This is a genomic window from Escherichia coli DSM 30083 = JCM 1649 = ATCC 11775 (genome assembly GCF_003697165.2).
GTDB lineage: Bacteria > Pseudomonadota > Gammaproteobacteria > Enterobacterales > Enterobacteriaceae > Escherichia > Escherichia coli.
Genome location: NZ_CP033092.2, coordinates 1907317 through 1921282, shown reverse-complemented (window position 1 = coordinate 1921282; position 13966 = coordinate 1907317). Strand labels below are relative to the sequence as shown.

13 protein-coding genes are annotated in these 13966 nt (G+C 51.9%); 4 read left to right on the top strand and 9 right to left on the bottom strand.

What is annotated here, in order from left to right; translation table 11 throughout:
* Positions 1 to 28 precede the first annotated feature (28 nt).
* Together EAS44_RS10200 and EAS44_RS10195 are read left to right on the top strand one after the other, a co-directional pair.
* On the top strand, positions 29 to 367 hold the full coding sequence (locus tag EAS44_RS10200; protein WP_001227699.1) for a type II toxin-antitoxin system RelE/ParE family toxin: 339 nt from the start codon (positions 29 to 31) through the stop codon (positions 365 to 367).
* Positions 357 to 647, top strand: a complete 291-nt coding sequence (locus tag EAS44_RS10195) for a helix-turn-helix domain-containing protein (RefSeq protein ID WP_000687871.1) — start codon at positions 357 to 359, stop codon at positions 645 to 647. Before EAS44_RS10200 ends, EAS44_RS10195 begins: the two co-directional genes overlap by 11 nt.
* Before the next feature lie 52 nt (positions 648 to 699).
* On the opposite strand, the gene asmA is transcribed toward EAS44_RS10195, so the two are convergent.
* The 3 genes from asmA to udk all read right to left on the bottom strand — a co-directional run bounded on the left by asmA (position 700) and on the right by udk (position 3889).
* Entirely contained in the window at positions 700 to 2553 is a 1854-nt protein-coding gene (gene asmA, locus EAS44_RS10190; protein ID WP_001252295.1) for an outer membrane assembly protein AsmA, read from the bottom strand.
* A 21-nt stretch (positions 2554 to 2574) separates the two neighbouring features.
* Positions 2575 to 3156 (bottom strand): dCTP deaminase, encoded by a 582-nt coding sequence (gene dcd / locus EAS44_RS10185; RefSeq protein ID WP_001234777.1) that lies wholly within the window; start codon positions 3154 to 3156, stop codon positions 2575 to 2577.
* 91 nt (positions 3157 to 3247) lie between these two features.
* Positions 3248 to 3889, bottom strand: coding sequence for a uridine kinase (gene udk / locus EAS44_RS10180; RefSeq protein WP_001295424.1), 642 nt, complete (start codon positions 3887 to 3889; stop codon positions 3248 to 3250).
* 317 nt (positions 3890 to 4206) lie between these two features.
* Between udk and dgcE the strand changes: the two genes are divergently transcribed.
* A complete protein-coding gene (gene dgcE / locus EAS44_RS10175; RefSeq protein WP_000043746.1) occupies positions 4207 to 7524 on the top strand; it encodes a diguanylate cyclase in 3318 nt (1105 codons plus the stop codon).
* Positions 7525 to 7634: 110 nt separating this feature from the next.
* Here dgcE and alkA read toward each other — a convergent pair whose 3' ends face one another.
* Positions 7635 to 8483: a DNA-3-methyladenine glycosylase 2 gene (gene alkA, locus EAS44_RS10170; protein ID WP_000288416.1), complete on the bottom strand. Its 849-nt coding sequence runs from the start codon at positions 8481 to 8483 to the stop codon at positions 7635 to 7637.
* 133 nt (positions 8484 to 8616) lie between these two features.
* Here alkA and yegD point away from each other — a divergent pair, with 133 nt between their 5' ends.
* On the top strand, positions 8617 to 9969 hold the full coding sequence (yegD, locus tag EAS44_RS10165) for a molecular chaperone (RefSeq protein ID WP_000469710.1): 1353 nt from the start codon (positions 8617 to 8619) through the stop codon (positions 9967 to 9969).
* A gap of 12 nt (positions 9970 to 9981) precedes the next feature.
* Here yegD and yegI read toward each other — a convergent pair whose 3' ends face one another.
* The 5 genes from yegI to EAS44_RS10140 all read right to left on the bottom strand — a co-directional run bounded on the left by yegI (position 9982) and on the right by EAS44_RS10140 (position 13938).
* A complete protein-coding gene (gene yegI, locus EAS44_RS10160) occupies positions 9982 to 11922 on the bottom strand; it encodes a protein kinase YegI (RefSeq protein ID WP_001447264.1) in 1941 nt (646 codons plus the stop codon).
* Entirely contained in the window at positions 11919 to 12680 is a 762-nt protein-coding gene (gene pphC, locus EAS44_RS10155; RefSeq protein ID WP_000119042.1) for a protein-serine/threonine phosphatase PphC, read from the bottom strand. The genes yegI and pphC overlap by 4 nt, the downstream gene beginning before the upstream one ends.
* Positions 12677 to 13336, bottom strand: coding sequence for a vWA domain-containing protein (gene yegL, locus EAS44_RS10150; RefSeq protein WP_000003199.1), 660 nt, complete (start codon positions 13334 to 13336; stop codon positions 12677 to 12679). Before yegL ends, pphC begins: the two co-directional genes overlap by 4 nt.
* Before the next feature lie 217 nt (positions 13337 to 13553).
* Positions 13554 to 13610: a type I toxin-antitoxin system Ibs family toxin gene (locus EAS44_RS10145; RefSeq protein ID WP_100249772.1), complete on the bottom strand. Its 57-nt coding sequence runs from the start codon at positions 13608 to 13610 to the stop codon at positions 13554 to 13556.
* Between the two features lie 271 nt (positions 13611 to 13881).
* Positions 13882 to 13938 (bottom strand): type I toxin-antitoxin system Ibs family toxin, encoded by a 57-nt coding sequence (locus EAS44_RS10140; protein WP_012767742.1) that lies wholly within the window; start codon positions 13936 to 13938, stop codon positions 13882 to 13884.
* Between the last annotated feature and the right edge of the window lie 28 nt (positions 13939 to 13966).

Below are 13966 nucleotides of genomic sequence, written 5' to 3'. Positions count from 1 at the left end.
AAATTTAGTATAATCTAAGGATGGAGTAATGAGAAAAAAGCTGGCTTTTCTTGATACCAGTCTTGACGATTTACGCGCATTTCCAGAATCGTCTCGACAGGAAATTGGCTATCAACTCGACAGGATCCAACAAGGGTTAAACCCATACGACTGGAAACCTTTTTCAACTATCGGCCCTGGTGTGCGAGAGATTCGTACTCGCGATGCTGATGGGATCTATCGCGTCATGTATATCGCAAAATTTGAAGAAGCGGTTTACGTATTGCATTGTTTTCAAAAGAAAACACAGACTACCAGTCAATCGGATATTGATTTAGACAAACGACGCTATAAAGAACTTGTTCAGGAGCGGAAAAATGAAAATTGAAACCTTTGATAGTGTGTGGGATGCGGTGAGTGACACCCCTGAACAAGCGGAAAATATGCGGATCCGTGCCGAACTTGTAACGATCATTAATAACTGGATTGAACAACAAGGGTTTAGCCAGGCTCAGGCAGCGTCTGCTTTAGGGGTCACTCAACCTCGCATATCTGAACTTGCCAGAGGTAAGATCCAGATCTTTAGTATCGATAAATTGATCACCATGATGGCTCATGCAGGATTGCATATTCAACGTATTGAAATTCAATATCCACATGCTGCTTAGTGCTATAAATACAGATGGCGACAAATTGACGCCGCCATCTGCATAACTTGTCTTACATCTTCTCCAGCAACTTCTTCACATCTTTGCCATTGCGGGAATCTTTATTCCGCTCGGCCCAGTCATTCAGGCGACGTTTCGCTTCGTCCTGTAGATGTTTGCGCAGTAACTGATCCACTTGCAGGCTGTAATTGAGTTGCTGCCAGTTGCCATAAACCCGCAGCGGTACTGGCGTTTCTTTGAGGAAATCAATCAGTTTGCTTTCTCCGTTCCAGCCACCAATCACACGAATGTCAAACTGGGTGTCGCAGGTTTGATCTGCCAGATTCAACATGCCTTCCCCTGTCAGCGCCAGCACTGGCGATTGACCTTGCATGTCGTTTAACGTCACGACGCCATCCTTCAACGTCAAATCGGTGGTAAAGCGGTCAAGACGCGTCACGTTATCAAAGTTTTCAGCGGCCTTCACATCACCACCATTACGTTCTACCGCTTGCTGAATCATCTGCTGGAAGTTCATCCCTTCCATGCGTGTGTCGGTCATTTCGACATGTGCCTGTCCTTGCCAGTTGTGGCGGAATGCGTCGGCATCTATGTCAGCACCGGAGAAATCACCAGCCAGTGACATCTTTCCGGTCAACGAAATCGGATAGTTAAACGCCTTCAGAATGGTACCAATCTCAACGTTTTCCAGCCGTGGCTGGAAGTTTATCCGCGGATTTATTGATGTCGCGTCCAGCGTGCCCGGCAGCGAAACCTGTCCACCGTTAAGCTTGCCCTGCAGTTGAGTAATTTCCAGCAAACCCGACTTGTTGGTCATTTGCGTGGCAACGTCTGTAAAATTCATTCCGCGCCAGCGCACGTTACTGGCCTGCAACAAAATATCAGCCGTAAAGCCATGCAATCCCTGATAGGCCGGTTCATCAATACGCGAAGAAATGACCGGGCGCGGCAACGTGGATTGGCTCTGCCCTTGCTGCGCGGCACCGTTTTCACCGTTCGCTGTTTCTTTAAGCGGGATGAGGTTGTCAAGATTCAGTTGCGGGAATTGCAGTCTCAGCTGCCATTCCGGTTTCTCTGTCAACGTGACCTGTGCTTGCCCGCTCAGCGTACTGTCATTGGCGGTCAAACTAATTTGGTTAAATGAAAGGCGTTTATGTGACTCCTGCCACTGGGCCTGGAAACTCCCCTGCCCCTGAATACCTTGTTTTGGTAAATCGGCACCCTGCAACTGCCAGTTAATTTGTTCAATAGCCGCCGTTAAATCATGCGGATAATCAGAAGCATCTACCGTACCGTTAAGGGATATCGTGAGGTCGCGCTGATCGCGATTAACCCGCCCGGAGAACTCAAATGAGCCACGATGTTGGGGATCTTGTTCCATTTGCAGGCGGATATTGCGGATTGTCACCTGCTCGTCATCTTCATGCTGGAACACCAGCACGCTGTCCGCCATCTTAAGACTGGATATATCAAACGACCATCCGCGATCGTCTGACAGATCCGGCAAGGTATTGTCGCGCGGTGCAACCGGAGCGTCTTCACTGCGCACCGCTTCCGTCTGCGGCGTCAGTTGGATCACAGCCCCTTTTAGCATCACCTGCTTAACGCTCAGTTGATGACTCAGTAGTGGTAAAAGCGCCACGTCCAGACGCATGTTGTCGGCGCGAACCAGTGGCTGGCTCGCGCCCTGGGCGGTGAGAGACATTCGCCCGGAGAGGATACTAAGCTGCGGCCAGACGTGCCAACGCAGTGGCCCGTCGAGCTGCAATTGATAACCGCTACGTGCAGCAACTTGCTTGACCATATAGTCGCGGAAATCATTCGGATTCACCAGCAACACTAACGCAGATAACCCGGCCACCAGCACGACCAGGAGTATCATCAGCGTCGTCAGAAATCGTCTCATGGTATCCTCAATGGGCCTGAATTAGTCTTTATCGATTCGGCTAGCTACCGCGCCCTGCTGGTTGCGATATTTCGCATCTTCACGGCGGTTGTAAGGTCGCGCCGCCGGGCCGGAAAGCGGCTCAAAGCTCAGCGCACCAATTAACATGCCCGGACGCAGCGCCAGCGGCAGCTTACCGGAGTTGTAGAACTCCAGCACAATGCAGCCAGACCAGCCCGGATCGATGCGGTGCGCGGTGACGTGCACCATCAGCCCCAGACGCGCCAGTGAAGAACGCCCGTCCAGCCAGCCCACCAGATCGGCTGGCAGCGTCACCGACTCCAGCGTCACCGCCAGCGCCAGCTCTCCTGGGTGAAGATAGAACGCCTCGCTTTCATCGAGAACGATCTCATCGCTCATCACGCGGTCAAGCGCGGCGCTCACTTCATCTTTGGGACCGCTCAGATCGATAAACGCTGCCGTGTGACCACGGAAGGTACGAAATTTATTGCCCAGGCGCACATCCACCGTCGCGCCGTTAATACGCTCCACTGGCGGACGTGGGTTGATCGACAAACGGCCTTCATCAAGCCAGGCTTCAATATCTCGGTCACACAGACGCATGGCATTTTCTCCTTTCGCGCATCACTCCCTTAACGCCAATTACGTCAAGGGCATACCAGGTTATCACTGAACGGTACACAATTTATCAAGCTTATTCAAAGAACTGACTTATTTTCGCTTTCAATATATCGATGGCGATGCGGTTTTTCCCGCCGCGCGGCACGATAATGTCCGCATATTGTTTAGAAGGCTCAATGAATTGCAGAAACATCGGGCGCACGGTTTTTTGATATTGCGCCATCACTGAATCCATTGAACGCCCACGCTCGTTAACGTCACGCTTGATGCGGCGCATCAGGCAGATATCCAGCGGGGTATCAACGAAAATTGAGAAGTTAAGTTCGTCACGCAAACGCGCATCCGTTAGCAGCAAAATGCCTTCGAGAATGATGACTTTCTTCGGCTCAACCGTCACCGTTTCTTTCATACGCGTATGTTCAACATAGCTGTAAACCGGCAGGTCAATTGCCGAGCCGCGTTTCAATGCTTGTAAATGCTCAAGCAGCAGGCTGTGATCCATCGCGCTGGGATGGTCGTAGTTGGTCTTAACGCGTTCTTCCATCGACAGATGGCTTTGATCTTTGTAATAGCAGTCTTCGGGAATTACGCCGATGTGTTCATCACCGACTTGCTCACGTAATTCACGATAAAGGGTACTGGCAATAAGACTCTTGCCGGAAGCCGATGCGCCAGCGATACCGATAATGACGCACTGATGAGACTGATCAGTCATATATTTAGCGACCTGATTAACCTGGATGTTAGGAAGGGGGCGACGAAGCGCCAAACGCGGCAATTATAGGGATTTCATCCGCCTGATACCAGTCGAATAGCGTTGCCGCGCGCTCAGAGTTAATTGTTGACGAAGAATTCCCGGTGGCAAATTACGTTGATCAGTTTTATACAAGGTAAAAATTGTTATACGCAGTTGCGCAAATTATCCGCCTTTACGTCACTTTATGAGCAATTCGCATATAAAATGTAAAACTTTTGTACTAGCATAAACACAGAAACGAATACTGGCGACCTGGTCTTGCGGATAAAGCGGTAATGAGCAAACAATCACAGCATGTATTAATTGCCCTGCCCCACCCGCTGCTTCACCTGGTCAGTTTAGGTTTAGTCTCGTTTATCTTCACCCTTTTCTCACTTGAGCTTTCGCAGTTTGGCACCCAACTCGCCCCACTGTGGTTCCCGACGTCCATCATGATGGTGGCGTTTTATCGCCATGCCGGGCGCATGTGGCCGGGGATTGCGCTGAGCTGCTCGCTGGGAAATATCGCCGCATCCATCCTGCTTTTTTCCACCAGCTCGCTGAACATGACCTGGACGACCATCAATATTGTTGAAGCCGTGGTCGGGGCAGTGCTACTGCGTAAATTGCTGCCGTGGTATAACCCATTGCAAAATCTGGCTGACTGGCTGCGTCTAGCACTCGGCAGCGCCATTGTTCCACCTCTGTTAGGGGGTGTTCTGGTTATCCTGCTGACGCCCGGAGACGATCCTCTCAGGGCATTTTTGATATGGGTACTGTCAGAATCCATCGGCGCACTGGCACTGGTGCCGCTGGGATTGTTATTTAAACCACACTATCTGCTGCGCCATCGCAACCCACGGTTGCTTTTTGAGTCGCTGCTCACGTTAGCCATCACACTGACGTTAAGCTGGCTTTCGATGCTGTATCTGCCGTGGCCTTTTACTTTCATTATTGTGCTGTTGATGTGGAGCGCCGTGCGCCTGCCACGAATGGAAGCCTTTTTGATCTTCCTTACCACGGTGATGATGGTGTCACTGATGATGGCCGCTGATCCCTCCCTGCTTGCTACGCCGCGTACATACCTGATGAGCCATATGCCGTGGCTACCGTTTTTGCTGATCCTGCTGCCCGCCAACATCATGACCATGGTGATGTATGCCTTTCGTGCGGAACGCAAACACATTTCCGAAAGCGAAACCCGTTTTCGTAACGCCATGGAATATTCCGCCATCGGCATGGCATTAGTGGGCACCGAGGGGCAATGGCTGCAATCCAACAAAGCACTCTGCCAGTTTCTCGGTTACAGTCAGGAAGAGCTGCGCGGACTCACCTTTCAGCAACTGACCTGGCCGGAGGATCTCAATAAAGATCTCCAACAGGTTGAAAAGCTGATCAGCGGTGAAATAAACACCTATTCAATGGAAAAACGCTACTACAACCGCAATGGCGATGTTGTCTGGGCGTTGCTTGCCGTCTCACTGGTGCGCCACACGGATGGCACGCCGCTCTATTTTATCGCTCAGATTGAAGACATTAACGAGCTAAAACGCACCGAACAGGTGAATCAGCAACTGATGGAGCGCATCACGCTGGCTAACGAAGCGGGCGGGATTGGCATCTGGGAGTGGGAGCTGAAGCCGAATATTTTTAGCTGGGATAAGCGGATGTTCGAGCTGTATGAAATTCCTCCGCATATCAAACCGAACTGGCAGGTGTGGTACGAGTGCGTGCTGCCGGAAGATCGCCAACACGCCGAAAAAGTGATTCGTGATTCGTTGCAATCACGCTCGCCCTTTAAACTGGAATTTCGCATTACCGTGAAAGACGGCATTCGCCATATCCGCGCCCTCGCTAACCGGGTACTGAATAAAGAAGGCGAAGTCGAACGCCTGCTCGGCATTAATATGGATATGACCGAAGTGAAACAGCTTAACGAGGCATTGTTTCAGGAAAAAGAGCGCCTGCACATAACGCTGGATTCCATCGGCGAAGCCGTGGTCTGTATTGATATGGCAATGAAAATTACCTTTATGAATCCGGTGGCGGAGAAGATGAGCGGCTGGACGCAGGAAGAAGCGTTAGGTGTTCCGCTCCTGACGGTGTTGCATATTACTTTTGGCGACAACGGACCATTAATGGAGAACATTTACAGTGCCGACACCTCACGTTCCGCGATTGAACAAGATGTGGTGTTGCACTGCCGAAGCGGCGGCAGCTACGACGTGCATTACAGTATTACGCCGTTAAGTACTCTGGACGGCAGCAATATAGGCTCGGTTCTGGTGATTCAGGACGTCACCGAATCACGCAAAATGCTGCGCCAGCTGAGCTACAGCGCCTCCCATGATGCACTGACGCATCTCGCCAATCGCGCCAGTTTTGAGAAGCAACTACGCATCCTGCTGCAAACGGTAAACAGTACGCATCAGCGACATGCCCTGGTGTTTATCGATCTTGATCGCTTTAAAGCGGTGAATGACAGCGCCGGGCATGCGGCGGGCGACGCTTTACTGCGCGAACTGGCGTCGTTGATGCTGAGTATGCTGCGCTCCAGCGACGTGCTGGCGCGACTCGGTGGCGATGAATTTGGTCTGCTGCTGCCAGATTGTAATGTCGAAAGTGCGCGTTTTATCGCTACACGCATTATCAGCGCCGTGAATGACTATCACTTTATCTGGGAAGGACGTGTACATCGGGTAGGTGCCAGTGCCGGGATTACCTTGATTGATGACAACAATCATCAGGCGGCTGAAGTGATGTCGCAGGCTGATATCGCCTGTTATGCCTCCAAAAATGGTGGACGGGGCCGGGTGACGGTTTACGAACCGCAGCAAGCTGCCGCACATAGCGAACGGGCGGCGATATCGCTTGATGAACAGAGGCGGATGATTAAAGAGAATCAGTTGATGATGATCGCCCACGGTGTCGCTTCGCCGCGGATCCCGCAAGCGCGTAATTTGTGGCTGATTTCACTTAAGCTCTGGAGTTGCGAAGGCGAGATTATTGATGAACAAACATTTCGTCGTAGCTTCAGCGATCCGGCACTTAGCCATGCTCTTGACCGACGGGTATTCCACGATTTTTTCCAGCAGGCCGCAAAAGCGATTGCCAGTAAAGGCTTAAGCATCGCCCTCCCCCTTTCCGTTGCCGGTTTGAGTAGCGCCACGCTGGTGAATGAACTAATTGAGCAGCTGGAAAATAGCCCTCTACCACCACGGTTATTACATCTGATTATTCCGGCAGACGCGATTTTAGATCACGCAGCAAGCGTGCAAAAACTGCGGCTGGCGGGATGTCGGATCGTATTCAGTCAGGTGGGCCGCGATCTGCAAATCTTCAACTCGCTGAAAGCAAATATGGCAGATTACCTGCTACTTGATGGTGAGTTATGCGCCAGCGTGCAGGGTAATTTGATGGATGAGATGCTGATTACGATTATTCAGGGGCATGCTCAGCGACTCGGGATGAAAACCATCGCCGGGCCAGTCGTTTTACCCTTAGTGATGGATACGCTTTCGGGCATCGGCGTCGATCTGATTTATGGCGATGTGATTGTCGATGCCCAACCGCTGGATTTGCTGGTGAATAGCAGTTATTTCGCGATTAACTGAGGGAGCGTTTGCCCCATTGCCTGATGCGACGCTAACGCGTCTTATCATGCCTACAAATCGCTCATTCCCCAGGCCGGATAAGGCGCTCGCACCGCATCCGGCGACCAACGTCATGCTTCGTCTGGTTGCCAGCCTTCCGTATACCAGATATGCAACAACGCATAAGAACGCCAAGGTTTCCAGCGCTCGGCATAACGGCGGATTTGTGCCGGTGTCATTCCCGGAAATCGCTGTTTAATCAGATAATCATCCGGCAGAAAAACATCTTTCGCCTGCCAGCCGCGCAAGGCGAAATAATTCGCCGTCCAGCGCCCGATCCCCGGAAAAGTTTGCAGTTTTTTCATCGCTTGTTCTACGTCGCCCGGTATTGTCATTGGTAAGGTGCCCTCCAGCGCCGCATTTGCCAGATGAATCAGTGCCTCTGCCCGTTTCAACGGCATACCTAACGCTTTTAATGCCTGCGGGTCGGCTGCAGCCAGCCGCTGAGGCGTGGGGAAGCAGACATAATCCGGAAAATCATCCAGCCGTTCGCCATAAAGCTGTGCCACTCTGGCGGTCAATTTTGCCGCCATCGCCACGCTCACCAGTTGGCCTAAAATCGCCCGCACGCCCTGCTCAAAAGCATCAACACTGCCGGGTAAACGCAATCCGGGCCGCGCCGCGCCTAACTTGCCCAACGCACCGTTAACAATCTGCGGGTTACATTGCAGATCAAACAGGCAGCTCATTTTCGCCAGACACTCAGCGGCAACAGGTTCTAAACCTGCACTTAAATTTATGTGCAGAGTATGGCGGGCTATATCCGGAATAGCAGTCACCACGCCGCGATATTCGCCTACCGCCAGACTACAGGCATAATAACTGTCCGCGCCCGTTTCCACGCTGCTCACCGCACGGGCGGCGAGAAATCCCAACATCCACGACCAGTCATACGGCGGCTGCCAGTTCAGGGTATACATCGCATCTCCTTGTTAATCCGCTTTCAGCATAAACGTTATTCAGACGCTGCGCTTTGCTTTCATATTCCGGTTGTCGCGACGGCAACATTTCGCTAAAGTCACGCCCCTTCTTCACCGGCATGGGGATTATTTCGTGTTTATTGGTTTTGATTACGGTACAGCAAACTGTTCAGTGGCGGTCATGCGCGACGGTAAACCGCATTTGCTAAAAATGGAAAACGACAGCACGCTGCTGCCTTCAATGCTTTGCGCGCCAACGCGTGAAGCGGTAAGCGAATGGCTGTACCGCCATCATGACGTTCCGGCAGACGACGATGAAACGCAGGCGCTGCTGCGTCGGGCGATTCGTTATAACCGCGAAGAAGATATCGATGTTACGGCGAAAAGCGTGCAGTTCGGTCTTTCCTCACTGGCACAGTACATTGATGATCCAGAAGAGGTGTGGTTTGTGAAATCACCAAAATCGTTCCTCGGTGCCAGCGGCTTAAAACCGCAGCAGGTAGCGCTGTTTGAGGATCTGGTCTGCGCAATGATGTTGCACATTCGCCAGCAGGCGCAGGCTCAACTGCCGGAGGCAATTACTCAGGCAGTGATTGGTCGCCCGATCAACTTCCAGGGGCTGGGCAGCGATGAAGCAAACACCCAGGCGCAAGGGATTCTGGAACGCGCGGCGAAGCGTGCCGGGTTTAAGGATGTGGTATTCCAGTACGAGCCGGTCGCGGCTGGGCTGGATTACGAAGCCACCTTGCAGGAAGAAAAACGGGTGCTGGTGGTGGATATCGGCGGTGGTACGACTGACTGTTCTTTACTGCTAATGGGGCCACAGTGGCGTTCGCGCCTCGATCGTGAAGCCAGCCTGCTGGGTCACAGTGGTTGCCGTATTGGCGGTAACGATCTGGATATCGCACTGGCGTTTAAAAACCTGATGCCGTTACTGGGCATGGGTGGCGAAACCGAAAAAGGCATCGCGCTGCCGATTCTGCCGTGGTGGAATGCGGTTGCCATCAACGACGTCCCTGCGCAAAGTGATTTCTACAGTAGTGCCAATGGTCGTCTGCTTAACGATCTGGTACGCGATGCCCGCGAACCGGAAAAAGTGGCCCTGTTACAGAAAGTCTGGCGTCAGCGTTTAAGCTATCGCCTGGTACGTAGCGCAGAAGAGAGCAAAATTGCGCTTTCAAGCGTAGCGGAAACCCGCGCCTCACTGCCGTTTATCAGCGATGAACTGGCTACGCTGATTAGCCAGCAAGGGCTGGAAAGCGCCCTCAACCAGCCACTGGCGCGAATTCTGGAACAGGTGCAACTGGCGCTGGATAACGCCCAGGAAAAACCGGATGTCATCTATCTGACTGGTGGTAGCGCCCGATCGCCGCTGATTAAAAAAGCGCTGGCAGAACAGTTGCCGGGCATTCCGATTGCAGGCGGCGATGACTTTGGCTCCGTCACCGCCGGGCTGGCACGCTGGGCGGAAGTGGTGTTTCGTTAATTGAAAAATGGCTCAGCAGCGGCTTAAATCAGCCTTCGCCTGAGCCAGTTTTTCTGCCGCCTGACGTAGCGGCTCCATCAACGGCATGGTCCGTGCTGGAGCATGAAGGCGGAATCGCTGCAACTCTGTCGCACCGACAGTCAACGCCGATTCCAGCCGATGTCGTTTGGCGGTCATTTTCGCCATTACCGCTTGTCTGTCTGCTGGCGTTACCGCTTCATTCGGCCTGAACACAAAACGGCGTTCGCAACTCGCTTTCCAGTCGATAACCGCCTGGGTCAGATGATCACCAAAACCTTTTACTTGCTTAACGCTCCGTCGGGTAACGTCTGCCGCCGTTTCAATACCAAAGGACCGTAACGCCGCTTTACGCGCAGGGCCAACGCCGGGAATAGAGGCAACATCAATAAAAAATCCCTCCAGAAACTTCTGCTTCTGCCGTTCCCTTGCGGTGTCCTGAAGTGCTGCCAGATCGCGCTTTTCTTCTTCCGGTAACCCAAGAATTTCGTCCTTCATTTTTTCGAGCCTCGCCCGTTTGGCGATAAAACCTTCCAGCCCGCCCAACTGCTGGATCTGGCTGACTAAATGGTCATAGTCCATTTTCGCGCGATTAAACGCCTCACGGCGTTGCTGGATTTCTGCTTTGTACGCTTTGCTTGTCAGGCTGCCAATAATCCAGATAGCCGCCAGCACAGGAATCAAAATAATATAACTCGGTTCTGCCTGAAGGCCGCAAAACAACAGCGATAACGCTGACAGTGCGATCTCAATCAGAATGATGTATTCGCGCCGTAACAGGCCTAAAGGAAGCGACCTGCCAGTCGGTTGGAAATGATCGGGTAATGGCAATTGCAATGCTGGCGGTGCTACTGATGCCATCACCATCGCCCAGACTCTCGCCAGCACAAAATCACCGCCGGTGGTAATGACCTCTTCACCGAGATCAATAAAATAGATAACGCCTTGATTATCCAGCGCACACCACGGGCAGTCAGTCAAATGAGCGGGGTAAACATGCATTGCCGAAACGGTACATTTCTTTAACTGTTGGCGTAGTAAATCAAGTGCCGCTACCCACGCTTTTGCCGTCGGACGCCCGGTTGCCACGCCACTTTCCGTGAATGCCTGCTGAAACATGGCTTCAACATCGCCCGGTAACATCGACAGCGGAATCGATCGTGGCGGCGGTTTTAAACCACGTCGCTGATTATCTGAGGCGTAGGCATAACGGAAATGGGCAATATCCGTCTCCAGCGCATTACCTGCATCAGAGATAAGCGGTACACCGGAATAAGGATGCCGCCCACCAAACAAGATGTGAAATATCAGCAACGCAAGGCCAAAATTATCGTGATTTTCTGTGCGTTCAAAGCCGACAAATGATGGCATGGTTTGCAGCTCTGGCGGCGTAAAATGCGACACGCCGACTTCGCATAAATGCAGTGTACCATTGGCATTAATCTGAAAGGAGTCGCTATCAATCAACACCACTTTGCTGTCGCGACCTACCATAAAGCTGTTCTGGTTTACGTCACCCACGACGTGCCCGTGCTCATGAACAGTAGCAAAAGATGAAGCAATATTGCGCGCAACATAGAGTAGAAAATCCCACGCACAATGAGGGTAACTCTGGCGACGATGTGCCGGGCTATAGATCATATGAATCGGTTCTTTACCAGAAACTTTTGGCATCATAAAACCGATAACTTTTCCGCCTCGTCCACCGTGAAGCGTTGCCTGCGGCCAGGCGACATAATTCAACAACTGCGCGTCAGCTGTCGCAGCCATAAAGGCAAGTTTGTCCTGTTTTAAGGCGGGTGGCGGCGTGTGATAAATCTTGGCGACGCTATCGACAAACTCCTCGATATCATAAACCGCACCTTCGCCGCCTTTGCCCAGTTCACGGCCAGGCGTAACGCACTCACCAGTAGCAGTATATAAAGTGGGTTTCATGGTAACCACAGCGCCAGTGCCAACGTTTTATCATCATCCGTACGCTCGTTTACCGCCGGGCTGGACAAAAACTGCTTTAACAATTCAGGTAATAAATCGAGTTGTTCCTGCGTTGCTGACGCCAGTCCATTGAAAAACGGGGTAAAGAAAGGCACATGCGGAGAATTATCCAGCATATTTAACGCCAGTCGCTGAATACCATCCGTAAATGCTGCAACTTTGTGCGCACGCTCAGTGCTGGTGAAAGTTTCCAGTCTGGAAACGGCATCTTCATCGGTAATGAAGTGCGTCATATTGGTATATTCACCCACCATCGGCGTGAGCGGCAGTTGCAAACCGTGCCCCAAATCTACCACCACGCCGCCATCGCCAATCTGCATAATCAAGGTGCCATTAGCTGATGAAATCAATCCCAAAAACGTGCAGGCAAAATCGCGAACCGCTAATTCTTTGGCTTCCGCCTCGGCAAAAAGTCGCTGACGAATGGTCAGCACAATGTCCGTTGCGAGGACATCATTAAGCCCCAATTCCCCGCCCTGCATTTTTTGCGACATATAAGCCATCGCTTCATTGACGGCGAGCATCGCACCTTCGCCACCCTGCGAGACGCTGCCTGCGCCATCAGCGACAAATACCGACAATAATGGCTGCTGGTCATTTAGCCAGGCAACCTGCATCTGGCAGGCATCCTGGCAAGGCAAATCAGCGCTAATATGCGACGTTCCAACGGCTGATGCATAGACCAGTCGCCAGCTCACACTGACGTCCAGCCTTTTGGCGCTTCCAGCACAACTTCCGTTCCCGGCGTGGAGCGGGAAACCGAACGCAGCGAACTGGATAACCAGCTAAACAGTTCACGGAATTGTAATCCCTGCAGAGACAAAGGCTGACGGACGCTGATTTGGGCCAGCGTCTTCATATCCGCCCCCTGAACACCGATGGTAAAGAAGGCAAACTTCTTATCTTCTTCCCCCTGAAACACTTTGTTGGCGGCAGCCTGCCACTCATCGGTTGGTGCGCCATCGGTGATCAGGAAAATCCACGGACGATAATAGGAAATACCATTGGCACGATATTCACGTTTCCGCTCCTCAACCATATCCAGGGCTTTGGTAATGGCAGCGCCCATTGGTGTATCGCCCTGGGCAAACAGGATGGGCGGGAAAAAATTAGCGGCGCTGGTAAAGGGTTGTTCCACATGCACCGGGCCGAACGTCACAATGCCGAGTTCCACTCTTTTTAAGGCCAGCGAATCGGCAAGCAGCTCATCGCGAAAGGTAACCAATCCGGTGTTAAGTTCATTAATGGGTCTGCCGCTCATCGAGCCAGAAACATCCAGCAGCAAAATGCAGGGGCAACGTGGTTCCGGGTTACTGGCAAAATCGCTGGTGGCAAACGTGATTTGTTCGCTCATAAGAAATCCTTTCTTAGAGAATTATTGAGGTCCGGTATCATACCGATTGCAATAATGAAATAAGAGCAAACGAAGAAACTTTCAGAATTAGGCCCGGCGGCGCAGAAAATTTTGCTATTCGCCTCGCAAGAACGGAGAGCCGTCGATTGACACTAAGGGCGGAGTGACATAATTTCAGGAGTGAGGGTAGAGCGGGGTTTCCCCCGCCCTGGTAGTCTTAGTAAGCTGGCCAGCTAATGACTAAGAGCACCACGATGATGAGTAGCTTCATCATGACCCTTTCCTTATTTAAGGCCCCTTCCTCGGGAGGGGCTTTCCCGTTTCAGCGTCCCGCTGAAATCTTCGGCTTACCTCCTTTCGCCCTGTATGCAGTCTATCGCTGACTTGCGGATAAAATAGTTTCAAGTGTGATTATTGCGTAACGACTCGCAAAGAATATTTGCTGGCAGGATCGCAGACTGCAAAGTCTGCGGATTGACAATTGGACCGTGAAGGCATACTTTCAGGAGTGAGGGTAGAGCGGGGTTTCCCCCGCCCTGGTAGTCTTAGTATGCTGGGTAGCTAATGACTAAGAGCACCACGATGATGAGTATCTTCATCATGACCCTTTCCTTATTTAAGGCCCCTTCC